The sequence below is a fragment of the Mycobacterium sp. genome (genome assembly GCF_029961025.1).
Lineage (GTDB): Bacteria > Actinomycetota > Actinomycetes > Mycobacteriales > Mycobacteriaceae > Mycobacterium.
On the sequence record NZ_JASBVP010000002.1, the window covers coordinates 392,899 to 418,154 of the forward strand.

The 25,256-nt window shown below is 65.3% G+C and carries 22 protein-coding genes; 2 read left to right on the forward strand and 20 right to left on the reverse strand.

Features of this window, described 5'->3' with window-relative positions:
• Positions 1 to 106 precede the first annotated feature (106 nt).
• Positions 107 to 1,132, forward strand: coding sequence for a MinD/ParA family protein (locus QJR12_RS02595; protein WP_300575867.1), 1,026 nt, complete (start codon positions 107 to 109; stop codon positions 1,130 to 1,132).
• 87 nt (positions 1,133 to 1,219) lie between these two features.
• On the opposite strand, the gene QJR12_RS02600 is transcribed toward QJR12_RS02595, so the two are convergent.
• The 17 genes from QJR12_RS02600 to QJR12_RS02680 all read right to left on the reverse strand — a co-directional run bounded on the left by QJR12_RS02600 (position 1,220) and on the right by QJR12_RS02680 (position 22,962).
• Positions 1,220 to 1,525, reverse strand: coding sequence for a hypothetical protein (locus QJR12_RS02600; protein WP_300575869.1), 306 nt, complete (start codon positions 1,523 to 1,525; stop codon positions 1,220 to 1,222).
• 254 nt (positions 1,526 to 1,779) lie between these two features.
• Positions 1,780 to 3,585 carry a serine/threonine-protein kinase PknH/PknJ gene (locus QJR12_RS02605; protein WP_300575872.1) on the reverse strand — a complete coding sequence of 602 codons (1,806 nt, stop codon included), beginning with the start codon at positions 3,583 to 3,585 and terminating at the stop codon, positions 1,780 to 1,782.
• Positions 3,586 to 3,633: 48 nt separating this feature from the next.
• Complete coding sequence (gene eccA / locus QJR12_RS02610) at positions 3,634 to 5,436, reverse strand: type VII secretion AAA-ATPase EccA (protein WP_300576521.1); 1,803 nt, start codon at positions 5,434 to 5,436, stop codon at positions 3,634 to 3,636.
• Positions 5,437 to 5,490: 54 nt separating this feature from the next.
• Entirely contained in the window at positions 5,491 to 7,026 is a 1,536-nt protein-coding gene (eccE, locus tag QJR12_RS02615; protein ID WP_300575874.1) for a type VII secretion protein EccE, read from the reverse strand.
• On the reverse strand, positions 7,023 to 8,660 hold the full coding sequence (mycP, locus tag QJR12_RS02620; protein WP_300576524.1) for a type VII secretion-associated serine protease mycosin: 1,638 nt from the start codon (positions 8,658 to 8,660) through the stop codon (positions 7,023 to 7,025). The genes eccE and mycP overlap by 4 nt, the downstream gene beginning before the upstream one ends.
• A gap of 14 nt (positions 8,661 to 8,674) precedes the next feature.
• Complete coding sequence (eccD, locus tag QJR12_RS02625; protein WP_300575876.1) at positions 8,675 to 10,156, reverse strand: type VII secretion integral membrane protein EccD; 1,482 nt, start codon at positions 10,154 to 10,156, stop codon at positions 8,675 to 8,677.
• On the reverse strand, positions 10,157 to 11,185 hold the full coding sequence (locus QJR12_RS02630; protein ID WP_300575879.1) for a MinD/ParA family protein: 1,029 nt from the start codon (positions 11,183 to 11,185) through the stop codon (positions 10,157 to 10,159).
• A gap of 34 nt (positions 11,186 to 11,219) precedes the next feature.
• The gene (locus QJR12_RS02635) at positions 11,220 to 12,056 is read right to left on the reverse strand and encodes an ESX secretion-associated protein EspG (protein WP_300575882.1); all 837 of its coding nucleotides are present in this window, start codon (positions 12,054 to 12,056) and stop codon (positions 11,220 to 11,222) included.
• A 65-nt stretch (positions 12,057 to 12,121) separates the two neighbouring features.
• A complete protein-coding gene (locus QJR12_RS02640; RefSeq protein WP_300575883.1) occupies positions 12,122 to 12,412 on the reverse strand; it encodes a hypothetical protein in 291 nt (96 codons plus the stop codon).
• Positions 12,413 to 12,467: 55 nt separating this feature from the next.
• The gene (locus QJR12_RS02645) at positions 12,468 to 12,797 is read right to left on the reverse strand and encodes a hypothetical protein (protein WP_300575885.1); all 330 of its coding nucleotides are present in this window, start codon (positions 12,795 to 12,797) and stop codon (positions 12,468 to 12,470) included.
• 170 nt (positions 12,798 to 12,967) lie between these two features.
• Positions 12,968 to 14,176, reverse strand: a complete 1,209-nt coding sequence (locus tag QJR12_RS02650; protein ID WP_300575887.1) for a PPE domain-containing protein — start codon at positions 14,174 to 14,176, stop codon at positions 12,968 to 12,970.
• Positions 14,177 to 14,185: 9 nt separating this feature from the next.
• Positions 14,186 to 14,497 (reverse strand): PE family protein, encoded by a 312-nt coding sequence (locus QJR12_RS02655; RefSeq protein WP_300575889.1) that lies wholly within the window; start codon positions 14,495 to 14,497, stop codon positions 14,186 to 14,188.
• A gap of 138 nt (positions 14,498 to 14,635) precedes the next feature.
• Positions 14,636 to 18,721 carry a type VII secretion protein EccCa gene (gene eccCa, locus QJR12_RS02660; RefSeq protein ID WP_300575891.1) on the reverse strand — a complete coding sequence of 1,362 codons (4,086 nt, stop codon included), beginning with the start codon at positions 18,719 to 18,721 and terminating at the stop codon, positions 14,636 to 14,638.
• A gap of 2 nt (positions 18,722 to 18,723) precedes the next feature.
• The gene (gene eccB / locus QJR12_RS02665; protein WP_300575894.1) at positions 18,724 to 20,217 is read right to left on the reverse strand and encodes a type VII secretion protein EccB; all 1,494 of its coding nucleotides are present in this window, start codon (positions 20,215 to 20,217) and stop codon (positions 18,724 to 18,726) included.
• Between the two features lie 2 nt (positions 20,218 to 20,219).
• Positions 20,220 to 21,125: a transglycosylase SLT domain-containing protein gene (locus QJR12_RS02670; protein WP_300575896.1), complete on the reverse strand. Its 906-nt coding sequence runs from the start codon at positions 21,123 to 21,125 to the stop codon at positions 20,220 to 20,222.
• 32 nt (positions 21,126 to 21,157) lie between these two features.
• On the reverse strand, positions 21,158 to 21,475 hold the full coding sequence (locus QJR12_RS02675) for a DUF2710 family protein (protein ID WP_300576527.1): 318 nt from the start codon (positions 21,473 to 21,475) through the stop codon (positions 21,158 to 21,160).
• A 116-nt stretch (positions 21,476 to 21,591) separates the two neighbouring features.
• Positions 21,592 to 22,962, reverse strand: a complete 1,371-nt coding sequence (locus QJR12_RS02680; RefSeq protein WP_300575899.1) for a DUF5631 domain-containing protein — start codon at positions 22,960 to 22,962, stop codon at positions 21,592 to 21,594.
• A 167-nt stretch (positions 22,963 to 23,129) separates the two neighbouring features.
• Between QJR12_RS02680 and QJR12_RS02685 the strand changes: the two genes are divergently transcribed.
• Positions 23,130 to 23,273, forward strand: a complete 144-nt coding sequence (locus QJR12_RS02685) for a hypothetical protein (protein ID WP_300575902.1) — start codon at positions 23,130 to 23,132, stop codon at positions 23,271 to 23,273.
• A gap of 3 nt (positions 23,274 to 23,276) precedes the next feature.
• Here QJR12_RS02685 and QJR12_RS02690 read toward each other — a convergent pair whose 3' ends face one another.
• The 3 genes from QJR12_RS02690 to QJR12_RS02700 all read right to left on the reverse strand — a co-directional run bounded on the left by QJR12_RS02690 (position 23,277) and on the right by QJR12_RS02700 (position 25,189).
• Complete coding sequence (locus tag QJR12_RS02690; protein ID WP_300575904.1) at positions 23,277 to 23,585, reverse strand: DUF2694 family protein; 309 nt, start codon at positions 23,583 to 23,585, stop codon at positions 23,277 to 23,279.
• The gene (locus QJR12_RS02695) at positions 23,582 to 23,899 is read right to left on the reverse strand and encodes an ESX-1 secretion-associated protein (protein ID WP_300575906.1); all 318 of its coding nucleotides are present in this window, start codon (positions 23,897 to 23,899) and stop codon (positions 23,582 to 23,584) included. Before QJR12_RS02695 ends, QJR12_RS02690 begins: the two co-directional genes overlap by 4 nt.
• 108 nt (positions 23,900 to 24,007) lie before the next feature.
• The gene (locus QJR12_RS02700) at positions 24,008 to 25,189 is read right to left on the reverse strand and encodes a DUF4226 domain-containing protein (protein WP_300575909.1); all 1,182 of its coding nucleotides are present in this window, start codon (positions 25,187 to 25,189) and stop codon (positions 24,008 to 24,010) included.
• Positions 25,190 to 25,256 lie beyond the last annotated feature (67 nt).

Below are 25,256 nucleotides of genomic sequence, written 5' to 3' on the forward strand. Positions count from 1 at the left end.
CCCGCGCGACGACTTTCTGCGGGACCGGTTGGCGGGTCCGCAGCCTGTCGACTCCTTTTCGGCGCAGCCAAACGGTCGCTGGGCAGGGCCACCGCGGTCCGCCACGGTGTCGCCGCGGTCGCCTGCGGGTTCCCACCCGCCGCCCCCACCGGTATCGCCGCTCTCGTCGGTCCCGGCCGCGCGGCGTCGCTGGACCGACAGCGGCACGCGGTCACCCCTTCCTCCCGCCGGTCGCTCCGGCAGCGGCTGGCGCCGCCTTCTCCGGCTGGCCACTTTCGGCCTCGTTAACGTCGGCCCCTCGCTTCAGGAGCGACGCGTGGCTGACTGCGAAGCGGTCATTAGAACCGTCCTGCGGGGCAACTACAAGGTCGGTGTGGTCGGTAAGGGCGGTGTCGGAAAAACGTCCGTAGCCGCCAGTGTCGGATCGATTTTCGCGGAGATACGCCGCCAAGACCGGGTAGTGGCGATCGACGCCGACACCGCTTTCGGGCGGCTGGCCAGCAGAATTGATCCCCGGGCCAGCGGATCGTGTTGGGATCTCACCGCCGATAAAAACCTGCAGTCTTTCGCCGATGTGCGCGCACGTGTCGGCAGCAATTCGATTGGGCTGTATGTGCTCCCCGGCGAGCCGCTGGTCGGCCCGCGCCGGGTGCTCGACCCTGCGATCTACCGGGAGGCCGCGCGGCGGTTGGATCGCTATTTCGCCATCTCCATCATCGACTGCGGTTCTTCGATGGACGCACCGGTCACCCGGGAAGTACTGCGCGACCTGGACGCCCTGATCGTGGTGTCCTCGCCCTGGGCAGATGGCGCGTCGGCCGCTGCAAAGACCTTGGAGTGGCTTGCCGAGCATGGACGCATCGACCTGCTGCAGCGCACCGTGGTGGTGATCAATGACTCTGACGGGCACGCGGACAAACGCACCCGGTCGCTGCTGGCGCGTCAGTTCCTCGACCGGGGACGGACGGTGGTCGAAGTGCCCTTCGATCCGCATCTGCGGCCCGGCGGAGTCATTGACGTCCAGCGTGAGATGGCACCGGCGACACGATACAAGTTCCTGGAGGTCGCCGCTGCGGTCGCGAGGTCTTTCGTGTCACGGCCGCCGACGATGCATCCCGAAACAACCCGCTGAGGACCGGGGCCATCGGCTCCGGCTCGAGGGTCACGCGCCCGGTGACGATACCCGCACCCGTGCTGATAGGGCGCTGGCGGGTCAAACTCACCCGGTGACTCCGCTGTCGGGCACGCAGATCTTCCATCCGTCCGCGCGCACCAGCGGCAGGTGCACCGTTCTGGAGCCCAGCACCTCGTTCTGGCCATCGATGGTCGCGGTCGCAGTGTCACCCTGGATCGTCACCGCGGTGACGTTCGCTCGGGACAGTCCCTGATCGGCACGGGTTTTCTTAACCATGTCGAGGACCGGTCCGGCGAATTTCTCCCTCATCGAGGGGCACATCAGTTGCAGGTAGGCGTCCCAGTTCCGGGTGTTATAGGCGTCTTGGAAGGCCACCACGGTCTCGCGCACCTGGTCCTCGTCGGATCGGGAAGGTGCCGGTGCGAGGTTGGCTGGTGTCGATCCGGTCCTCGCCACAGGCGAAGACGGCGTTTGCTGCCTGATCGGTGTTCCAGCCGTTGTGCAGGCGACCACCAAGGCCGCGATGGCGAGCAGGCCGCCAGCGCCGGCCAACATTCGCGTGAACAGGATCGCCTAACCTCCTGGCACTACCGAGCGGGCAGCTCGGCGCAGTCAGCGTAGCAATTACGTCGCGGTTTGGGTATTCACTGTCGGGGCACCTTGTCGGCCGTTGCGTTGACAAGTGCCGAGACGTCGTTGCCGCCGCGCAGTCGGCATTGCCGGATATCGATCACCACGTTGCCGGCCACCATCATGCCCCGCTGGCACGACCCGTCTCCACCGCGCAGCGTGGCATCGAGGGTGACAACCCCGGCGGTCGTGCCGGGATGGCCGAACTCCCACGCCTGGGCGGGCTGTCCTGGGGACGTCACCGTGACTGTCCTGCCCGCGCACGCGTCCCACTGGCGGTGTTGATCCTGCAGAAACACTCCCGCGTCGTCTTGTGACGACAACCGGGGATTCCGCGAGGTGAAGGTAACCACGGCCTGGATGACACCGCCCTGCCAGATTTTCTTGTTCAGGGCGCGCAGTACCTGTGCCGCCGCGCTTGTTGAGCCGCCGCCCGCGTACTGGGGCTGCCGGGCGTACACCTGCTGCTGGGCGGGTACCCACGCTCCTAGGCATTCCGGAACGTCGATGCCCACCGGATCGTCGAACAAATCGTGACGATCCTCCTCGAGCACTAATGGCTCTCCCCCGGTTTCGGCCGCGATCTGAGAGGCCGTCAGCAGGATCGACCGGAGCGCCGCGGCCGGTACAGCGGTGGCCGCAGGCGCCGGTGTGGAGGCCGAATTCGGCGGCAGCCCGGTGCCGGTTACCGGCGGGGCGGCGGTGGGCGGCACGGGTTCGCCGTGCGGCCAGGCCAGCACCGTCACTATGCCGGCCACCAGCACCACTACCGCGGCCAGTGCCGCGATGATCGAGGCTCGCCGGTGCCGCGGTGGCGGCGGCCATCCCGCAGGTGGGGCACCGAGTCGCGCTCGCTGACCCGGCAGGGCCGAGGCGGTCCGCGGGCCGCTTTGCTGCCACCATGGCGACGCGCTGTCGGGGCGCGAATAAGAGCTGACGTCACGGCTGGACACCGGCTGCCGCAACACGGTTGCCGGCGATGTCCCGTCACGAAGCGCGATGCCGGCGGCTTCGGCGAGAGCGCCCGCGGAAGCAAATCGCGCGGCGGGGTCTTTGGCCATCGCGATCGCGATCACCTGATCCAGTGCAGCCGGCAACGATGGCACCGAGTCGGTGACCCGTGGCGGGGGCTGCTGCAGATGCGCCATCATCACCGCCGCCATGCCGTTGGCGCCTGAAAACGGGGTTTTCCCGGTCAATAGCCGAAATAGGGCACAGCCCAGTGAATAAAGGTCGGATCGGCCGTCGAATGGCAGGCTGGCAAGGACCTCTGGGGCAGCATACGCAACCGTCGCCATCACAGAACCGGTGACCGTCAGACCGACGTCATCGAGTGCGCGCGCAATCCCAAAGTCACCCAACAAGACTCGTTCATCGGGACCGGCTGGCCCCGAAAGCAGAAAATTCGCCGGCTTGACATCACGATGGACCACATTGTGCGCGTGTGCGTAATCGAGCGCCTTGGCAACCTCGGCGACGATATGTACCGCACGTTGCGGGGTCATTCGCCCGGCGCGCAGGGCGTCGTCGGCGTTGGTGCCATCGACAAACTGCATGGCGATCCATAGCTCGCCGCGTTCGGTCTGACCCCGGTTATAGACCGAAACGATGTTGGGGTGGTCCAGCGCCGCGGCCACATCGGCCTCGCGGATAAAACGGGCACGAAAGTCGAGATCGTGGGAGAACTCGGCCGACAGCACTTTTAACGCGTCACGGCGCGGCAGCGTCGGGTTGACCGCAAGGTAGACCGTACCCATTCCGCCGGTGCCCAGCACCCGTTCGATGCGGTAGCCGGCAACCACCGATCCAGCGCTCAGCAAGGGCCTGGCTCACCCCCTGCGCAGCACGGCCAAAACCCTGACCCGTCGTCAAAGAACCATCGGCACATGCTTTTCCGCACACGCGTCGACAACTGCGTCGATAACGTCCTGCGCGCGGACGGTCTGCAGATCGTCCACCGTCACCGAGCCCTGGTTGGTGCGGTGCTGGGCGGCCACCCTGGAATCCCGAAGCCGCTCAGCACGCTCAACTACATTGCGGGCAAAGCGCCCGTTCTGCATGATGTCGATCCCATGTCGCCCATCGGGAGCCGTATAGGCTCGCAACATCGTGCACGCAACATTCAGCGCCTCGCGGGCGGCTGGCTCGATCACGGTCGCGCGCGGCTCGCCGTAGCGGACCGCGATCTCCACCAGCTCGTCGGGAGTATAGGATTCAAACCGCAGCTTGCGGTTGAATCGGCCCGCTAAACCTGGGTTGACAGTGAGGAATTCGTCGACTTCCCTCTCGTATCCTGCGCCGATGAAACAGAAGTCGAACCGATGCACCTCGAGGGCGATCATGAGTTGGTTGACCGCCTCCATGCCGATCATGTCCGGCCGGCCGTCTTGGTGGCGTTCCACCAGCGAATAGAACTCATCCATGAAGAGGATGCGGCCCAGCGAACGATTGATCAACTCATTGGTTTTCGGGCCTGATGCGCCGATGTGCTCACCACAGAAGTCGGACCTCTTCACCTCGATGATCTCCGGGTGGCGGACAATTCCCAATCCGGCGAAGATCTTTCCCAGTGCCTCCGCCGTGGTTGTCTTACCGGTGCCGGGCGGTCCCACGAGCAGCATGTGGTTCGTTTGGTTGGTCACCGGCAGCCCGGCCGCCAACCGCAATGCCCGCACCTCGATCTGGTCTTCGAGTTCGGCGACGGCCCGTTTGACTTCAGTTAATCCCACCTGGTTATTGAGAAGCGCACGTCCCTCTGCGAGAAGCTCTTTGCGCCGCTCTTTGTTTTCTTCCTCCCGGCGCTGGTCTTCGGAGCGTTCCGTGGTGACGTCCCATTTGTTGGTGCGGCTGTTAATGGTTTCCTCGTCGGTGACCACCAACTGCAGCGTGGGGTCGCTGAGGGCCTGCTTGGCCGGTTCGATCAGCGCGCCGTTGATCGTTGCTTTCGACAACCAGATCTGCGCCTTGTCCTCCTCGCCGAGCTGGCGGTGCGCCATTCCCCGGATGTAGGCCAGGTCGGCGGCGATCAATGGAAACTCGCTGGGGTCGATCGCGGTGACCGCGATGTCGGTCAGCTGGTGCCGACGCGATTCGGCCGGCCCGGTGTGCCCTATCCGTAGTTCGACCCGATCCGCCCAGTCAAGGGCGACACGGGCCTGCCCGAGGTGCGCCGCGGCGTGGGCGGCCAGGGCATTGGTGCCGGCTGTCACCGCTGCCATGATGATGGCTTGCGGCGGCAGGCTCGTCGCGGCAATCGAGATCACGTCCGGCCAGCGCTGTGTAGCAAACATCAGGTATGCCCGAATGTACTGCTGCCACTGGTGATTCTCCCAGCTGTCGAGCAGCGACGGGTCGTTGAGCAGCGCTTCGGCTTTCTCGTACTGACGCTCATCGACGAGGGCGCTTGCCAGCGCCAGGCCGGCGTGCGAGGCCTCGGTCACCGAGATAGACAGATAGGGACCCGCTTTAATAGCCGCCGACAGGTGTGTGCCGAGCCGGTTGGTCTCGCGATGCAGGCGGGCGCCGTAGGCGTAGAGCTGCTGTAGCGTCGACAGGGCGTCATCACCGGCGGCGATCCGGCCCAGCCAGGCGTCGGCCATCGACGGGTCGATCTCCGTCGCCTCCCGAAACAACCCCTGCGCGGCGGTGGTGTCCGAAAAGAGCAACCCCATCGCCTGATCGAAACGCTTACGTGCGGCGACCGTCGTCGTGCTGCTGGTCATCGTCTAGTCCACCGATTCGAGTTCAGAGCTTCGCAGTGTCGTGGGCTCCGCGGAGACGTAGCGGTTCTCGGCGCGGAACAACTCGACCTCCACGGTGTGCACGTGCCCCGAGGCGGTCATCACCTCCACGGTCGCCGGTCCGGTCTGGGTGATCAACACGTCGACCGAGCCCCGGTAAGGCTCTCCCGGTTTGCCGACGGAGATCAGCGTGTTCGGGCGTGGCGCAGGAACGATGGTGCCGTCCACGACGCTGACCGTGGTGCCGGACGCGGGCCGTACCCGGTTGTTCACCACGACGTCCGGCATGCGAACACTGGCCCAACGCTGCAGATCCCGGGTATGCACCGTGATCCGCTCGCCGGCTCCCGCCAGGCGAACCACTATTCGCTTGGCCAGGGCATCCTCCGCAGCGATGTGCACCCGACTGAATTCGCCGGGATCGTCAAGGGGCAGCATCAGCCGGTTACCGGTACCCACCCGGCCGAGCAGCACACCCGACGGCCCGACGGGCAGGACCAGCGACCGTGGCAGGACGCCGCGACGAACACCCCGCAGTGCCGGCATCGGACCGCACAGGTTGGCGGCGATGCCTTGGGCCTGTTCCCCCGGCAGTGTTCGCAACATCACGCTGGGCGGTGCCGTCGGCGGCTGCGCACTGCGCACCGTCACCGTGGCCATAGCGGTGTCGTCGCCGAACAACGTGACGTTCTGGATGATTCCGTCGACGCGCAGCGACCAGGCGAGAGCCAGGTTCTCGGTGCTGATGTCGGTCGGGCGATAGGCGTAGGTGGTCAACCATCCGCCATCACCGCGGGCGGTGCGCCAACGCTGGTGCTGAGAGCTCAGCGCGGTCTTTCCCAGTCGGCGCTCTAGCTCGACGACGTCGGTGGCCGTCGCGACCTTCGCCCGAATGCCTTGTTGGCGCATCGCGGCGCTGATCCGTTGGCCGGCCGCAAGCGTCGCGGTTCCGATCGAGGCCCGCCATTGCAGCGCCTCGGCGTTGGGGACGGCGGCAATCCGTGCGATCAGCCAGGTTTCCCGCTGCCCGGCATAGGGCGGGGTGCCGATCAACGTGTCATACACCCGCGGATAATCGCCGGTGCTGCGCCGGCGGGCGCCGGCGCTGACCACGCTCAGCGAATCGATGGTCAAACCCAGGCTTTGATGCAGCAGGGGTAGCAGATCCGCGATGTCGACGGTGTTTTCGGTGTACGTTGCGGTCGACCCGGTGAATAGGGTTGGGGTGTGCGCCTTGCCGAGTAGCTGCACGGCGACCGCGGCGACACCGTCCTGGTAGCGGATCCCGCCCCCGGACCGATCGTTGGCCACCGTGATGGGACCACGCCACACGGTAGGCCGGCCACGGCGGCGCCACAAGATCAGCCAGTACCACAGCGGGTGTCCCCGCCAGCGGATCACGCCACCGGCCACGCCGAGGACCAGGCCCGCTGCGGCCCCGGGATAGCCGCCGACGATCCATCCGGCCAGGCCGGCGGTCAGCACGCCGACGATCACCGCGAGCTTCGTCGTGGCGCTCATCGCGCCTGCCGCGCGCGCGCGATAAGCCACCCGATCATCACCGCCGCCACAACCATGCCCGTGAACACCAGAGCCACGTCGCGGGCGCGGTGATCCGGTGGTGGCGGTGGTGGCGCGGGCCTGACCACCCGACTCTGGGCACCGGGCGCAAGCCGGTCTCCGGGAGGCACGTTAAAGGTCAACGCGGCCACCGGGTCCACCACCCCGTAGCCCACCTGGTTGTCGACCCCCCGCGGCGGATTGTGCGCCGTCTGCAGTATCCGGTTGATCACCTGATGAGCCGACAGCTGGGGATATTTCGCCCGCACCAGCGCGGCCACTCCGCTCACATAAGCCGCTGCGAAGCTGGTGCCCCAAAACGGCATGTTTTTCTCGCCCGGACGCAGCGGCGGGTAAGCGTTGACCGGTCCGCCCGTCTGCGGAGACAACCCCATGATCCCGACCCCGGGTGCCGCGGCCGCCACCCACGGCCCGGCGAGACTCTTGCTGATCGGAGCGCCACTGTCATCCACCGCACCCACCGACAGCACATAATCGGAGAACCAGGACGGTGACGACACCGTTTTGACCTGATGCCAGTCCCGCGGATCAGACGGATCCAGCGGATCGAAGATCGGGTTCTGGGCACATTCGTCTTCCCCTTCGTTACCGGCCGCCGCGACGATCACCGCATCCTTCACGGTTGCCGCGTACCATACGGCGGCACCGATCGCCCCCTGATCGAGCGGGTCAGCCGCCGGCACGCATGAGGTCACACTGACGTTGATCACCTTGGCGCCCATGTTGGCCGCGTGCACGATGGCGCTGGCCAGGGTGGCAACCGTGCCGGCCTTCTTACGGGCCTCCACGTCACCGCCCCCGGGGTTGACCGGCTCGTAGGCGCGTGAGGATTGCCGGATCGAGATGATCGTCGCGTGCGGCGCCACCCCGACCACCCCGTCGGGTGCGCCCGGTGGCGGTGGCGGTACCTCGGGGTCGTCGGCTTGGTCCGGTGCGGGGTCCCCCGGTGCGTTCGACGGCTCGTCGGACGGCGGCGGTGGCGGTGGTGGGACCGGTTTGACTTCGGTGACGGTTACCGGCGACGGAGGCGGCGGTGGAGCCGGCGGCGGAGGAGGCGCGCCCGGAGGGGGCGGTGCCGAATCGGTGGCCGGTGGGCCGGCCGGCGGCCCGAACGCCGGAACCGGCGGCATCGGGGCGGGCACGGGGGTGCCCTGGGGCGCTGCACCGACGACCGAGGCCACGATGGTGCCATGCGCGTCACAGTCCATCAGCCCGTCGCCGCCCATGATGTAGTCGCCGCCGGGCACCACGGGCAGCCGCTGACTGGGGTTGACGCCGGTGTCGATGATTGCCACCGGCACTCCGTTACCCGTCGAATACTGCCAGGCCTTGGCGATGTTGAGCAGCGTGAATCCCGGAGCGGTGACACCCACGTTCGGATCGGCGACGGTGATCGTCCGGGCGCAGACGTTGCTCTGGCGCATCGGCTGATCCGGGCCCGGTTTGCCATCCGCGGGCACCCGGCCCGGATCGATAGTAGGCGGTGGAATCGCTTGCGCCGCAGGTAGGCTGGCCGGTGCGCTAACGAGCACGGCCGCCAGCGCCGTTGACGTGATCCGTCGCGTCCAGGGCATCGAGGCTCTCCGGCTCATCGCATCCGCACCCAGGTGAATAGACCACCGATCCACGCCGCGAGCGGCAGGGCCGCGATGATCGCCACGATCTCCAACCACTCCGCGATCATCCGCACCAGCGGCGTGAACCTCGTGATCGGTACCAGCAGCGCGGCCGCCAGGCCGGCGCCCGCAAAACCGGTCAGCACAATCGCCGCCCACAGCACCGTTTCACCGGACCGCGCCGGCTCGTGCAGCGCGTATTTGACAACGCCGACGCAGACCGCGGCCACCGCCCCGCAGACCAGCGCGATCGCCTGCCGCTTGTCGGCGAACGCGCGTCCGCGACTGATGAAGATCAGCGCGAAGAGCCCGGACAGCACCAGGGCCGCGATGCTCTTACCCCGGCCCGGCGTCAGCGTCGCCCATACCGCCGCGGGCAGCGTCAACCCCGCGCCCACGCAGATCCCCGTCAGCACATTGTTGGCGCGGATCGCAGCGGCAGCGATTTGCGCTCCGCGTGGGGTGGTATCCGGCGTTATCTCATCTTCGGTGCCCTCCTCCACCGGAGACACGGCGTCTGCCGGCAGACCGGCCTTGCGCTGAAACAGGTCCCGACCGGTGATCGATCCGAAGTACGGTGGCCGAATCCGCGCCGCCCACAATGCGAGCGTTGGCGCCAAGGTCAGCATAAAGAGCAGGGCGACTAACGTGCACATGCCAAGCCACTGGGCGGGAATCGGCCGCCACATGCGGGCTGCGGCGACCGACCCGCCCAGCGCGCACAGTGTCGCCACCGCCGACGCCACGTTGACATGACGTCGGGTGGTCGCCGCTATCCCGTAGGTCAGCACCCCGACGGTTAAGGCGCCAATGAACAGGTGCGCCGATCCAAGGCGCCCCGGGGCGCTCGCGGCCATGGCGACCGCGAGCAATGGAACTGTCAGCCAAACGAATCCGTCAATCATGTCGCTGCGGTTCGGCCACCACCGCCACACCACGCCGGCTGCACCGGCCGTCAGCAAACCGAGCACACCCGTGACGATGCCCGCAACCGACGAGTCGGTTTCGATCCGGTTGCGCACCGCGAGCCCCAGCACTACCGCTGATACCGCCGCCAAGATCGCCAGCGCGGTGTGCGCCGCGGTGTCGGCCGACACGGGTTCAAACAGTTTCTTGCCTACCCGGGCTAATCCGGTAGATAGTGATTCATATTGCGGCTCAAACGAATCGCCTTCCACAGCGGGAACCAGCACCAGGGTGGCGCCGTCCTCAACGCCGAGCTCATCGAGCGTTTTGGTGACATCCAACCGCACCCCGTTGGCCTTCTGCAATTCGTAGCCGATCCCCGCCTCCAGTCCGGCTAGGCCCCGGCGTTTGAGCTCTTCGTTGAGCAGTTCGACGACGTTGTCGATAAACATCTCCACCGGCACGGACGCGGGGTAGACCTGCGACACCAGGTGCTCTCCGCACACCACCGCGACCGCGCACCGCGCCGGAAATGCAACCTTCGGCATTTAACGGGGCCTATCGGCGTCCGGAATATACTTATCTGCCAATGCCGCAGTTATTTCAAACAACCGCAGCCGCGTCTTTTTTTTCAGTTCATGCTGCGTATCGATTATCCCACCTTTAGCAAGATGCGGATCGTATGGCATAAACTCGACGGTCGCTCCCGACTTTCCAAAACGTTCGGTGAGGTACGCTCGCGCATCCGGGTCATATCCGTTGCGACTATCATTCAGAATGACCATACTGCGCGACACCAGTTCGTGATAGCCCATTGACCGCAGCAGGTCAATCGCGCGGGTCACCGGCAGTGAGGTGTCGGCGGTCAGTCCGGACACGAAAACCAGAGTGTCGCAGGCATCGAACACCGCCTTCATCACCGGATGCTCGAGGTCATCGGAGGTGTCCACCACGATGACGGTGTGGGTGCGGCGCAGCCGCGAGAGCACCCCGGTGAACATCGCGGGTACCAGTGGCCGGGGCTGATCGGACGCCCGGTTTCCGGCCAGCACATCCAATCCGACACTGTTTTGCCCCAAATGTTCGCGGATGTCGGCGTACCCCTGCACATCGGTATCGTTCAGCACGGCCGTGTAGTCGCCGGGCGGGTTTTCGTCGATCCGGCCGGCCAGCGTTCCGAAGCCGGGCGCGGCATCGATGGCCACCACGTTCTCGGGCCGGCATTCCCGGAACACCGCGCCGATGCATGCGGTCATGGTGGTCTTGCCGACCCCGCCCTTGCCGGAGACCACCCCGATGACGTACTGCTTGCGGATGTGGCGCCGGATCCGCTCCTGTAATTCGCGGTAATGCCGTTCCGCCGGTGATTCACCCAAATTGATAGTGTGAAACGACGCGCTGTATATGAACTTTCGCCATCCCGAGCCGGGCGGAATTTTGCGTGGCGCAACCATATCGGATATCCGCAGGGTTCCGGATACCGACTCTTGTTGCTGGCGCGCCGGAGGGGCGGGTTCTCTGCGCGGCTGTCTGGCCTGCTCCGTCGAATTTGACGGCGCGTGCCACGGATTTGTCACGATAACGATGCTAACATGTGTGAGATCCCCTTACTTACACAACCTTTCGGTAGGAATACCATTCTTGATTCGCGGGAAGGCGCCGCAGCAGCCGGTTGACCGCTTCGGCGATGCTGCTGGTGGTGCCGGGTGCGATGATCATCCATCTCTTGCCGGCCGAGGAGAAATGTTCGCCGACCAGCCGCCCCTCGGGTGTGTCAGCGATGGCCACCACACTCTGCTCGATGTGGGTGCGGGTAGGCCGGCCGGTGTCGACCCCGGATTGGATAGCCACGATGAAGGCCCGCGCCGTTCGACGCATGTCGGCGGCCATCATGAGGATCTGCAGCTGATCACCGTCCAACCGCTGGCGCAGCAACTGCTGATGCAGCGTCTCCCGGCTCGCTACCCCCGCCATCACCCGGTCGACATCCACGGTTACCGGTTGCAACGGCGCCGGTTCCCGCGTTCCGCACAGCCGCTCGATCTGCCGGATCACGACATCGTTCGCCGCGGATTCCGTGGCCGACGTGCCCGCCCCGCCGATGCGGACCAGGTTTTCCGATCGCTCCATCACGACCCACCACTGCGCGAACCGCGCGAGCAACGCCCTCGCCGGCTGCTCCCCGCCTTCTGGGCTCGGCACGTAGACCAGCAGCGCGACGTCACGGCGCGCCAGCACGGTCAGCCACTCCACAACCATTGCGTCGACGGTCCCCGATCCGTCGATCACACCCACGGCTTGCAGTTCGGCGGCAATCGGATGCGCCAGCGCCAGCTGCGGTGTCTCGACGCTGGGCAATATCGGACGCAGCGCCAACTCCGGGGCCAGCACCTCGATGCCGGTGAGGACCTGCAGCACCCACAATCCATCAACGGTGGTGGTCAACACGCTTGTTCTCCGAACCGCGGCGTGGGGCGCGCGAATGCGCGCCCCACGCCGGCCACCTCCAAGACCTATATGCTCAAGCTCTGTGCGGCCGCGGCATCGGTGTCGTGGGCACTGCCGAATGAGGCGTTGACAGCGCTGCTGTGCCGCATAATGGTCTCACCGATGTCCGACACCGCACTGGTGAGACGCCTCAGGCTGTCTAAATAAGCGTCGCCTCCTTGGCCCACGAGATTTTCGGACACCAACGCGGTGCCGGCTTGCATGAGGTCGTGGGCATGTTGACTGAGCATCGCGGCCTGCGAGGCCATGGCCTGTGATAAGTCCGCTCCGGCGGCGTAGTTGTATGAGATTTCCATCGGTTCTCCTGAATTGGGTAGGTCTTGGGGTTTTATCTCAATCGATTGCCGCGGGCTACATCTGCTGCGCCGGGCTGACGCTGTGGTGAACGGCAGCAAGTTCGTGGCTCGAATCGGCTTGCTGAGCAAGGTATTGCGCCTTGGCGTGGTTCAGTTGCTCATGCAGTTCCAGATTTGCCGCAAGGGCCTGATCAAGATCGTGTTTCACTTGAATCGCTGTGGCGTGCGACGTGACGCACGCCTGCCCGGACCATCCGGCGTTGATGATGTTTTCAGAATGGGCGAGGTACTGCCCGCCGAGTGCTTGCGCTTCTGCCAGGAGGGTGTCGGCCTTCTGGATCATCGCCTCAACGGCTTCGATTCCAACCTGCATATTTTGTGGCATTTACGGTGTCCTCTCGTTGACCGGAAATCCGGGCCGTTGCACAGAATTGTATGGTCTTGCTGACGGTTGTCACTTCAGTTTTTCATCGACCCGGGCATCACCACCTGGCTCCGTGAACCAGACGGCCGGTATAGCACCGATCCGTCCTCGCGATCCTTGCCGCATCAGCATCAGGGGGAGTCTTTTCGGCCGTGGTCGACGACGATGCGGGCGTGGGTCACCTTATCCTTGTCCGTCTCGGAGTTTTCCCGGCCCAGCATGCCGGCGGCTGCCGGTGAAACCGGCATCGCCGCCCCACCCGCCGAAGTGGTGGTCGGCCCGCGCAGATCGGCGGCGTTCAGCATGCCGCCCGGCCTCAGCCCGATGGGCCGTCCGCCCTCTGGTTCGAACGTGCTGGCGGGGCGGGTGAAGCTGGTCAATCCCGCGCCGGGATAAGCGACACCCCCGGCGCCGCCGGCCGCGCCCGAACCCAGGCCAACCGCACCGGCGCCACTCCCCGCTATCGGCTCGGCCGCTGCGGCCACCGGTTCAACGACTGTGGAAGCCCCCGATTGTGACATCAGCCCCGGGAACATGCCCATCAGGCTTTGCATCGGGCTGGACAGACTCTGGGAGGCGCCTTGAATCAGTTGCGTGGGACCCTGGCCGACGGAACTCGCCAGCTGGGGCACACTCGACACCGCCTGCTGCACCGGCTGCAGCAACTGGCTCATCGCGTCCATCGGCGACGCGGTCGACCCGGCGGTCTGGGCCGCCTCAGCCGGCAATGACGGCAGCCCTCCCGCGTTGCCCGCCGCCGATTCGACGACAGATTCAGCCGGCGCGGCCGCAGCTGCCGGCGATGCCCCCAGCGGTGTGATCGGCGGGGGTGTCGAGGCTATCGCTCCCATCAGCGTGTTCAGCGTGCCCGCGTACATCAGCCCGGCGCTCATGTTCTGTGGCCAGAAGTTCCCGAAATATTGCGTATCGTTTGCGATGATCGCCGGGGTGTTGCAACCGCAGAAGTTAGTGGCGTGCAACGCAGCGGTTTCGTCGCGGTTGGCCTGACACACCGCCGCCGGGATAACCGATGACCGGGCGATCGTGTTCGCTTCCACCGCGGCCTGCCCGATGGTGACGTGTTTCAAGCAATGCGCCACCATCGGCGCCAGCCCGGCGAAGTTGAGTTCGCTGCCCTTCAATGCGGAGGCGACACCGCCGAGGCCGATCCACTGCGACATGGTCGCCGCGATATTGGCCATCGACATCCCCATGGATAACTCGTGGCTGACCGCCTCGCTGAGCCAGGCCGCGATGTGGGCGATCACCGTGGAGGGGTCGCTGGCCTCTAGAAGCGCAGCAACGCTCTCGGGTGGACCGAACCACAGTGGATCGGGCATAACGCCTCGTTAAACGATCGACGATAGGTTGACGGCGCCGAGCAACTCGTTCACCAGATAGCTGATCGAGGAGAGTCCTTGCGCCCCGGCGTAGGCGGTCCGCTGCCCGACATGCTCGGCAACCGCGCCGAGGTAGGCGGTGCCCGCCCCGTTCAGGGCAGCGGAGAACGCCGCGTCATCAGAGGTGGGCACCATGGGCACCGTCCCCGTGAGAGCGGCAGCCCCGGCGGCATTGTTAGCGGCCATGTCGCCGCTGATCACCATCTCCGTGACCGATGAAAGGTTGACAGCCTCCGGAACCACGCTGAGAAAACTCGTCACCCTTAACTCCTCTGCCGTGTGATTGTCTAGTGATGTTGTGTCGCCGGCCGCAGCGGGCTCTTCCGACCGAGTCTAAGGCGTATCCGCGAGCCCCGTTGCCATGAATTCTGCGGTGATCGGGGCCGCCGCGCAATTCGGCTAATCATACCGGTCGGGCGTGCCCACGAGCACCCCCTCGATGTCCCCGTCGGTGGTTACCAACAATCCACGCCCGGGTGGCAGCTGCTGGGCACTGATTCTGCCGTAGACCTTGATGTTCGCCGGGTCATTGTCCATAAACAACATCGGTGAGCGCGATCCCGTCAGCTTCTGGATGAAGGGGTTCATCACCACCTGCGACGCCCAGTTGCCGGGCAGCCGGGTAGCGATCACGTGCAGGCCGACTTCGCGGCTGCGTTCGATGAATCCCCACAGGGGAGCCGTCGCCGCGGGCTTCATCACCTGGTTGTGCGGGCGCAACTCGTGTTCGTCGTCGATCAGGACAAAATGGCGCGGGCCTTGCCAGGGTTTCCGGTTCAACAGTTCCTCCTGACTTAAGCCCGACGGCGGGAGACGCTCCTGTAACAAAGCGGCGAGTTCGGCGATCACCGCGTCGATGTCGTCGGCGGTGTAGGCGTAGGCCCGCACGTGCGGACCCCGTATCCGGCCGATGAGCGTGGTCTTCGGGTCGATGATGGTGATCTGCGCCTGCTCGGGGCTGAAACGCCCGGTGATCGCTTGGCCAAAGGCTGCCAGTGTCGTCGTCTTGCCGCACAGCTGACGGCCCATCACCAGTAGGTTTGGTGTTTTCCGCAGCGCCAGCGTGACCGGTTGCAATGCGCTTTCCCCGATCGCGAACGGGATGTTCAATGGGTCCCCTGCCTCGGCGGCGCCCTCGAATGCCTCGACGACCTGACTCAAGGCCACCCGCTCGGGCAGTCGTGACAGGCGCTCCACCTTTCCGGTTCCAGTCACCTCGGAGATGAGGGCACCGGCACGGCGTGTTCCGATTCGCTCACCTGCGGCCCCGGTGATCTCGGGCACGGCCACCAGCAGCTCGTATCCGTCCCGGGTGAGCCCGAAACCCGGACGGTCCAAGGTGTTGCGTGCAGCTTTGCGCAACTCCGGCGAGGTGCCCATCTGCGACTCGTCGGGGTTGCTCAGCCGCAATTGGATTCGGGCGTTAGATACCGTGACCATGCCCTGCTTCTGACCGGTGAACCAGGCGTTGGCGCTGGTCATGACATGCACCCCGTAGGACAGTCCCTGGCGGGCGATGGCGATCGCCCGGTCACCCATGCCGGGATCCTTTTCGTAAAGATCGCCATAATTGTCGATCACCAGGAAGACATCGCCGAACTTGTCGGCGGGATCGGTTCCGCCACCCCCGATCGCCCCGAAGCGTCGTTCCCGAAACTCGGTGATGTCGATCTGATAGTGCTTAAACGATGCTTCCCGGGAGCGGATCAGGCCCTCGATAGTGGCGATTGTCCGCGATACCCCTTCGGCGTCGTTCAGGCTGACCACGCCGGCGACATGGGGGAGGCCCTCAATCGGATACAGCGACGCCCCGATACAGAAGAACGTCACCCGCTCCGGACGATACATCAGCGCAGCGGAAGCCATCAACGTCATCAAGGTGGTGGACTTGCCGCGCTGTGCGGTGGCAACCACCATGACGTTGTCCATTTCGGCGTCGATAACGTGCACGCGCTGAGCGTGTTCTTCGGGAATGTCTACTATCCCGACCGGAAAGATCAGGCCCGGGTTCTGTCCGTAGTCGACGTGCCAGGGCTTGCCACGCCAGTACGCCACCAGGGCATCAACGGGTTCGCTGACTTCCAGTGGGGGAAGCCAGATTTGGTGTGGCAGCCGAGCCGGGTTCGCAACGAGGGACTCGCGGATGACGTCGAGGATCTTCTTCTTTTTGAAGCCGTCGGGATGAAATAGGAATTCGTCGGGTTCCTCGGGTTCGTCGGCCACCGCCAGCGCCGCGGTGTCCTCGGGGCTGAGCGGCTGATACTCCCAGGTGAGCGGCCGTGGCTGCGAGAAGCTCACATCGACGGTCTTGTCGACGTTCGCGCTCTTCTTCGGCAACACGAACGGCGCCGAGAGATAAAAGCAACGGAACGGCTCGAGATCGCGCGGGCCAACCTTCAGTAATGCATACCCGTTCTCCTTCGACGGGAGATGCAGCGCGGCGTCGCTGCCGATCACATCACGGGAATCCTCGGCCGTCTCCGCACGCAGCGCGACCCGAAACGCGATGTTGCTTTTGACCTTGCTCAGCGACGATAGGTCGAGGCGCTGGCCGCCGAGCGTGAAGAAGACGTTGCAGCCGCGACCTTCCTGTCCGATATGGATGACCAGCTGAACCCACTCGGGGTGATGATGAAACAACTCCAGGTACTCATCAATGATGACCAAAAGGATCGGGACGGGTTCCAGATCCCGGCCGGCCAGGCGCATCTCTTCGTACTCGTTGGCATCTCGCGCACCGGCCTCTTTGAAAAGCCGGTAGCGCCTTGCAATTTCACCGTTGATGGCTTTGCGCATCCGCTCGGCAAGATGCCGGTCGTCTTTGCCCAGGTTGGATAGCGAACCCGCCACATGTGGCAAACCCTCTAGATCCTGGGCAGCGGATTCGAATTTCATATCGACGAAGATGACGATAAACGTTTCCGGTGAGTGCGTCAGCGCGATGCCGTTGCACATCGACAAGAAGAACTCCGACTTCCCGGAGCCTGAGGTGCCTATCACCACCGAGTGGAAACCGTAGCCACCGAAATCCTTTGCCCGGAAGATGATGTATTGCAGTTCGCCGTTCGGCTTCACTCCCACCGGAACCATCGCCCATTTCGGGTCACCGCGCCCGCGGCTTTCGGCCCACAACCGGTCGACATCGAGCTGACGCGGGTCGCTGATGCCCAGCGCCCGTAGCAATTCACCGGCCTGACTGTCGGTCTCGGACAGCTCGCCGGCGCTCATCGGATGCCATCGTGCCAGCGCCCGGGCATACCGGTTTGCAGTGCTTTCGGCGAGCATGTCGGCGACCGCGTAAAACGCGTCGCGATGATAGAGCCGGCCTTCACGAAGCTGGAACCGTTCGTCCTCGTCGGTAAACCCGACACCGACACCGGGCCGGGTTGCCAGTCGCAGCACGGTGATTCCCGCCATCCCCTTTTGGCCGGTGACGCCTTCCCACTGCTCGGGAGTGCCCACGTTGTCGTCGACGATCACCCAGTGTGGGCCCAACGAAAGACCCACTGACTCCATCGTTGACGGCATCGACGTCGGGCTGGTGCCAACCGGTGGTGTCCACGGGCCGCGACCCCTGCGGTGCAGTTCGGGGTCGAGGGCTTCCTCCAGTTCAGTGGGGGAGGCGAATACCAGCCGGCGCAGTCCGCAGGCGTCGAACATCTCGTCGTGCTGGTTGTGCGGTAGCCACACCAGCCACGCCCATTGCTCGGGGTGGCGGGTTACCACCATGAGCTTCAGGTCGCTCGGGCTGTGATGGACCGCCAGCGAGCACAGGATGGCCCGTGCAAAGCTGCGCAGTTCGTGAGTGTCCTGCCCGATGAAGCTGAATCCGGGTTTGGAGCGCAGGCTCAAAACTTTGCCCATTCCGCGGATCTTGCTCTGTTCAAGAATAAAATCCCTGAGCGCGCCGCCGGTGACCGGCTCCAGCTCCTCACCGATGGGAACCTCCGGCCACTGCAGCGAAATCGCGGTATCACTGGTTTCCTGTACGCCGATTCCCAGGCGAACGTCTAAGAAATCGGGGTCGCCGGGGCGGCGCTCCCACATCCGTGGCCCACCGATCACGGTATCCAGCCGCTGTGGATCGGCGTGCACGAACAGCTGGCTGCGCCACTGCTCCCGCGCGGCGCGCTGCACCTCTTCACGATCCTCGTCGAGTTTCCGCAGATAGGCACGACGCTGCTTTTCCTGCTCACCCCAACTGATTCGGCGCCCCCGGCCGAAGCGTCCGCTGAACATCAGCGCACCGAAGCCGAATAAGCCCATCATCGGAAAAAATCCCGACTGCAGGGAACGCACCCCGGAGGTATACATCACCACCAGGGTCCCGACGATCCCCACCAGCAGGGCAGGGACCGCGATCATCATCAGGATGTTGCGGGGCTCGCGTTCCGGCAGCGCCAGCGGTGGGGCGACCGCGACTCGCACCGGCGGGACCGCCGGCGGTGGTTTACGCGCGCCCCGGACGAAACCCCGTTTGGACATGCCTAACCTCCTGCCTGCCGATTGGCTTCGGGAATGGGCGCCACCGCGCCGTTCCCGACGATCGTGTCGCGAGCCAACAGCGCACTCTCACTGCTGATCGCGGGTCCGGCCGCAAACGTACGCACAATCGGCCACGGTGCCTGCACCGCTGCGTGTGGGTCGAGTCCAAGTGATCGTAAAGTCTGCGGATCCGCTTGAATCCCGTATCGAACTCCTTGCGGTGAAACCCAATACAGGCTTTCGCGACTATCCGACGTGACGGCACCGCTTGTCGTCGCAACGAAGTTCGCCGCGCCTGGTAGCAGCAACGTCTGATCGGCCTCAACAGAATTCGGATCGCGATCGTCGCGAACTAGGTGTACCAGATGAGAATCCATGCTGATCGGGATCGGCAGGCTTCGGCCACTTAAGATGGTGAGCGTTGCCTGGGGATCGCCGGCCTGCTTCTGCCAGGCCACACATGTCACCGGATTAGCGGATGTATCAACGAAATCGAACTTTCCTGACGGATAGAAGTCGACGTTTAGCATATCGACTACCGGGATGTGAATCAGTTTGTCCGGAGTCACCAGCGTGGGTGCCGCAGAACCCTGTGAGTTCGCGGTGCGCAGCACATCTGCGACGAAGCTGGTGATCTTCTGCACACCCCCCGGCAAGAGCACATAAAAACCGGTGACGGCGCCGGCGGCGTCGCGGGTTTCCAGAACGCTGCCCACGGTGGCGCCGGGCAGCCACTGCGACGGTGTTCCCGCCTCCGGAATCGCAGGAACCACAAGGGGTTCGGTAGACGGCATGGCGTCGTAAAGAGCATTGGAAATTTCGATCGGGTAGGTGACGCCGGGATCAAGCCCCAGATTGAAGGTGATCGATCGGTCGGTGGGGTCGATGCGGGACCGCTGCCCACCCCAGATCACAAACGTCGCGCCTTGATGGGTCGCCAGGATCGCCTGCCGTGGCCCCAGCGGCACGGCCCGGCCGAACGGCGACAGCGCACCGGCAATGGAGGTCACCACCGGTGCTGCCGGGCTGCGTCTGCCCGCCGCCGTGTCGCACACCGACCATGCCGAGACCACATTCGGTGTGACCGTGAGGTTGTCCGGCACACCGGGAATGCCGATCATCGGACCGGTCGGATATTTGGCGATCTCGCTCGCCTTGACCCAGGTGGGGGCGGCGGCGCTGCCCACCGCCAGCCGCGCGGACGTCAGGTTCAGCGCGGGGTAGAGCCGCCCGTTGATCTTGGCGTAAATCGCGCCGGTGTCGCGGTTGCCGATGATCGCCGACTGGCCTACCAAACCGGCGGGTTTCCAGATGTGCAGCAATGCCATCCAGCCGACACCGATGAGCACGAACACCACCGAAAGCGCCACCGCGGCTTGCTGTTTGCGGTCATCGTGTTTCATCCGGACCGAAAAGCGCGTGATGGCGGCCCGCAGACGGCGGTTGTAGAACAGGTGCCCCGAATTCTGATCTCTGTTGGAAAGATTCAGCGGCACAGTCAGTATCCTTTCGGTGGTCGACGCGGATCCGCCTGTTGCACCAGCGCAACAAGGTTCTCGCCGTCACGACTGACGCCGTAGCGATGCATCACATAGTTGATCGACGCGCAGATATTGGCGACCGGATCGTAGATATTGGTCGAGGTGCCAGGTTGGTGGTAACGCGCGAATGTGGCGGGAATGGTCTGCGTCAGACCCCGCGCGTAGCCGACACCATGGCCGTCGTACTGGATTGGTCCGGGCGTGGTGGCCGGCGCGGACCCGACCGCGAACGGCCGGCCACCCGATTCCCGCGCGATCAGTGTCTCATACCCCCGCAGCCAGTTGCGCCGTGCCCGGGGATCGAGAATTCCCAGGCGGTCGAGTGCCACGGCGATGTGCTTGCTGACCGAGCCGGGCACGGATGATTTCTGGTATCGCACGCTATCCAGCGGGATGGCCCGCGCGGCCGGTGCGTGCCGTGCCCGGGAAACCCGGCGGTGCGGGTAGGCAAGCCCTGCTAACCGTCGGGCAAGCAGCTGGGAGCGTCGCTGTGATCGCCGAATCTGCCGGTGCTGGGCCCGCAGGCGAGCGGCCATGCGGCGCACTGCTTCCCGCCAGCCGAGCGGCGTGTCTGTCGCGGGCATGGTGTCCGCGTAAGCGTCGTCGAGAACCGCTCTCGTGGCGACGCGCCCAAGTGTGTGGTCTGCGTGTGCCTTCGACAATGCCGCGGCCAGTTCGAAGTCGGCATCGGCGGCATGCCGCAGTTGCACCGCCGCGCGCGAAATCGCCGGTGCCGCCGCGCCGATCCCCTCGCGAGTGGTTACCCGGATGAGTCGGTCGGCCTGACGGCGCACCTGCGCCGCATCGACCAGAGGCCCGTCCAGGCCACCGTCGCCGTAGAGGTTGTGCCCGCGAATCAGCAACCTCAGAGCGTGACGCCTCAGGAAATCCGGCCTCACTGCAGTTCTCCGCCGTAACGTGACAGGTTATCGGCTTGCGCCTCGGCGCGCAGTGCGGCAAGGGCCTGGTTCACTCGGTCGGCCAGCTCCCGGTGGGTATAGCCGGTCATGACGCTCGGGTGCAACGTCAACTCGACCAGCCGGCCGTCGGAGTTCGCGACCGCGTGGATATCCCCCAGGTCGACGCTGTACATGATGGTCTTGGCCTCTGCGACGATGGCCTCCCACTTATCGGCGGCCTCGCGCAGCTCACGCAGCACCGACTCGACGAGATCCTTGTCGCTTGACCCCGCGCGGCTGCCCGGCCCCGGCACCGTCACAGTATGTCGATCCCTCCCACCAGCGTCAATTCATACCCGGGTCATACCCGGCTCTCCCACCGGGGATATCGGCGTTGCGTAGAACCGGGTTATCGGCGCATCCGCCATCGTCATTGGTGCGTGCCCCACGAACTGACCGGCGGATTGCTGAGCGCCTGGAACCAGGAGAAGTGGTAGTTCGCCGACACCCTGTCACCGGTCGCAATCCCTTCGGTGGCGGCCAGCAGCAGGCAGTTCAATAGTTGGGCGGTGTCGATATCCGGATACCGGGCCAAAAGGGTGTACCGTGCGATCTCCAGGTGCACCCGCAGCACGTCGATTTCCACGTCGGCCACACCGGTTCCCGCCGCACCGGCCTTTGCCAGGGTGTGGGCAAGTCGCGGCAGGCCGTCGCGCCACCGGGTGGCCTCACCGAGCAGCCAGCCCAGATCCTCGACGACCGGGAGTTCCCGGGGCTGCGGCGAGGCTTCGGTGGCGTCAGGCTCGACCGGCCGACCCAACGAGTCGCCCGGGGTGTAGGTCGCGGACAGCGTGGTCGGGCCGAGTAAGGCGGTTACGTTACCGCCGCGCCAGCCCGGCGTCAGCAACTGCACGCCGGCGGGCAGTGCGATGCCCGGAGGCACCCACCCGTGGGCCACGTCGGTGAGCAGGATCGTCGTGCCGTCTTGGCGATCCCCGACCGCCCAGCGCAACCCCGGCTCCTGGCGGGCGACGAATTCGAGAAGCCTCCCGAGCCGCTGGCGCGCGGATTCCGGACCGGCCGCCGGGCCCTGAGCATGTGGGGTCACCACCGTTCTCTCGGAGGCAGCCTCGGTATGCCGGCCATTCGTGACGGCGTCTCCCGCCACCGCGCCGGCCTCCCGATCCTCGGCGTGCCGGCCGACCGACACGCCCGACACGACCCCAAGGTCGCCGGTCGCATCCATGATCGCCGAGTTGACCATCGCCGTCCCACTCGTCTCGATAATCCGCAGTGCTCGAAGCTCGCCGTCGTCCTGCCGCGGCTCCGGGGAGGCGCTCGACGTCTCGAGATCGCCCGGCGGCATGACAACCGTTACAGGCAGCTGTGCTGTCTTCACGCCTGGGGCAAGATCTTCGGCGAGGTTCGGGTGCCTGTCGGGTGCTTCTCGCACCGCTGTGCGGAGCTGACGAACCGTCGACTCGACTCGCCGAACCGCATAGTCGCGAGCAATCCGGATCACCCGAGCCTCTGCTGCCTGCCTGGCCGGCTCGGTCATCGCCGCCCGTCTGAGGGCGTGGAGTTCTTGATTGGCCGAATTCGCTATCCGCTGCAGGTCTGCCTTGAGATAGGCTGCGAGCGGAGCTGTTTCGGTAGTGACCGTGGACAATTCGGTGGGCCAAAGTCCGCCGATCACCCAGGGCGTGCAGTCAGCGGAGGCGCTGAATGCCGGTGTGCGCAGTGATTCCCGGGTAGCCTTGCGGAGGCGCTGGCGCGCCGTTTTTCGGCCGAAGATCGCCACCAGATAAGGGTACCGTCGCCGTGTGACCGATCGGCTCACGTGTTTCCCACCCCAAACCCTGCTGCTGGCGCTCTCGCCATCGGCCAGCACCCGGGCCCATCGGCAGCTGATTACGGTGTTGCCGGTGGTGAATTGTGGGCACGAAGCGGCTTGGGTAGCGTATGGCCATGGCTGAGGCTGGGCTGCAGCGGCAATTAGATGAATTGCGCGCTCTGCTGGTTCGTGCGCAACAATTGTTCGGGCCGAATCCCGTCGAACCACCGGCCGATATTGCACCGGATCAGCGGGTCGTCAAAACCTGGGTGCGTTAGGCTCTACTCGTCCCCACGGCGATGCAGCTTGTGCGCCAACAGCTTCTCGATTGCCACCTCCAGGTCGCGGGGCGTCGGCACCTCCGCCGACGGAGTGTGTCCGGCGGCGACTATTTCACCCCGCACTTCCATCAACGCCTTGAGATACGACACATCGGCGGTCAGCAGGATCGCCCGTGCGAGCGTGTCCGCTGCGGTGTCCATCGCCGCCTCGCTCAGGGCGACGCTGTGGATATAGCCGCCGCGGCAGGAGCGCACCAGGATATGTCCGCTGGGGTGAACCGTGTCGAACGCGGGATTGGGATCCGTCATCGACCATCGTCGCGAAGACGTTCGAGCCTGCCCGCCGCCTCTGCCTCGTGCTGTTCCCACAGGTCTGCTGAGGCCTCCAGGTTGTCAGCCATTGCCGCATGGGCGTCGGCTTGCAGCTCGTAGCACTGCCGTCTTTGCTCGAGCAGTTCTCGCCCGGCGTCTCGCAACCCGGCGAAGATCGGCCCCAGCGAGTCCAAACTGTTTTGGATCGCCGCATGTGTCGCCGGGACGGTCCGTAGATAGTCCGACACCTCTCGATGATGGCGGGCGGCTTCCCGCAGGTTCGAGAGCACAACGTGGACGCCATCGGTCATCATGCGTCTCCTTTTTGTCCTTATTTTGATTTTGCTTCTCTGCGTGTTTAGGTGCCTATTTATTCCCTGTGGGCCGGGGTGAGTCGGCGTGTTCCTCAAATCCTGTTCCTAAACCGATACGACGCTCGTACTCGCCGGGCGGGTAGGTGTCGGCGCGTCGGCTCCGGTCGCTGGTACCGCTGTTGGTGGCGGTGGATGTTCCCAGCCTAGAAAGGCCGGCCCCCCAACGGTGGCGATGTCTTGAATCTGGCCGTTGAGCAGGACTTTGTTATTTCCGAGGGCCAGCGCGTGGCGATCGGTGTAGATACCGATGTCGCCGGGGGTGAGCTTTAAGGGATCGATTGGCTCGGCGACCGGGGTTCCCGGGGGCGGGATGGCGATCCCCTGCCGATGGAATGCGTCAGAGATCGGGGTGCCGCTCGTCGCGGCCTTGATCGCCGCGGCGAGTTGCGGGCTGGCGGCGGTGACGGTGTCACCATCGGGCAGTGTCACAGTCGTCGGCCCTGGGGTCGGCGGCTCCGGCGCTCCGCGCGATTCCGCACCGGCATCCCCGTCCGGCGGGTTGTCGTCGGGTCCGTCGGGCAACACCCCGTCCACCGGATCCTCAGCCCCCGGGGTGTCGCCGGAGTCCTGCAGCCGACGGTCGTCACCGGTGGTCAACGGCCCGGTAACCGGAACTCCGCCCGGCATGCCCCAAGCCGGCATCGAACTCGGCAGCGTCGCCCCACCCGGCATCATCCCTCCGCCGAATCCGGGGATGCTCGGCATCGCCGGCGCCAGCGGTGCCGGCGAAGACGGGAGCGGCGGCTGCGGGTCGGGCAGCGCCCAACCGGGGTCATCGGTGGGCAACACGTCGGCTTCGGGTGCTAACCCGGCGTCGGACACTGTCGGGAGTCCGGTGCTGCGCGGTGATGACGCTGGGGCCGCCTGCGCCGCCGGCGCCTCGGGCGCGATTCCCTGGTGTGTCCTCGAAGCGTTGTACAGCGACGTCCACGCGGCCATCAATGCAGACTCGGACGTGTCGTCGAGGTCGGCGCTCGCCACCACGGCACGCATATCGCGGAGCTTGCCGAGCAAGAACCGCTGAAAATCCCTCGCTCCGCCGGGAGTGTCCAGGTCGGTTCGGGTTCGCACCGCCGTTTCGATGTCGTGCTGCAGATTGCTCAGCGCCGCTCCTCCCGCGACGGTTTTTAGATGGGCATTCAGGATCGCCGTGATCACCTGCAGGTCGAGTTGAGCGGTCACCGAGTTCTGGTGCGCCAGCGCGGCTTCCGCATCCCTTATCACCACGGCGGCCTGGCCTTCTTGCCGATCAGGGGTAGGCGTACCCGTTGGCGATATGGCTGACGGCGCACCA

Excerpts from the sequence above, each read along its gene's own strand:
- eccA (WP_300576521.1), bottom strand. The coding sequence starts at position 5,436 with ATGGGGTTGCTCTTTTCGGACACCACCGCCGCGCAGGGGTTGTTTCGG.
- eccE (WP_300575874.1), bottom strand. The coding sequence starts at position 7,026 with ATGAGCGCCACGACGAAGCTCGCGGTGATCGTCGGCGTGCTGACCGCC.
- mycP (WP_300576524.1), bottom strand. The coding sequence starts at position 8,660 with ATGCCCTGGACGCGACGGATCACGTCAACGGCGCTGGCGGCCGTGCTC.
- eccD (WP_300575876.1), bottom strand. The coding sequence starts at position 10,156 with ATGCCGAAGGTTGCATTTCCGGCGCGGTGCGCGGTCGCGGTGGTGTGC.
- QJR12_RS02640 (WP_300575883.1), bottom strand. The coding sequence starts at position 12,412 with ATGGAAATCTCATACAACTACGCCGCCGGAGCGGACTTATCACAGGCC.
- QJR12_RS02645 (WP_300575885.1), bottom strand. The coding sequence starts at position 12,797 with ATGCCACAAAATATGCAGGTTGGAATCGAAGCCGTTGAGGCGATGATC.
- QJR12_RS02650 (WP_300575887.1), bottom strand. The coding sequence starts at position 14,176 with ATGCCCGATCCACTGTGGTTCGGTCCACCCGAGAGCGTTGCTGCGCTT.
- eccCa (WP_300575891.1), bottom strand. The coding sequence starts at position 18,721 with ATGTCCAAACGGGGTTTCGTCCGGGGCGCGCGTAAACCACCGCCGGCG.
- QJR12_RS02685 (WP_300575902.1), top strand. The coding sequence starts at position 23,130 with ATGGCTGAGGCTGGGCTGCAGCGGCAATTAGATGAATTGCGCGCTCTG.
- QJR12_RS02690 (WP_300575904.1), bottom strand. The coding sequence starts at position 23,585 with ATGACGGATCCCAATCCCGCGTTCGACACGGTTCACCCCAGCGGACAT.
- QJR12_RS02695 (WP_300575906.1), bottom strand. The coding sequence starts at position 23,899 with ATGACCGATGGCGTCCACGTTGTGCTCTCGAACCTGCGGGAAGCCGCC.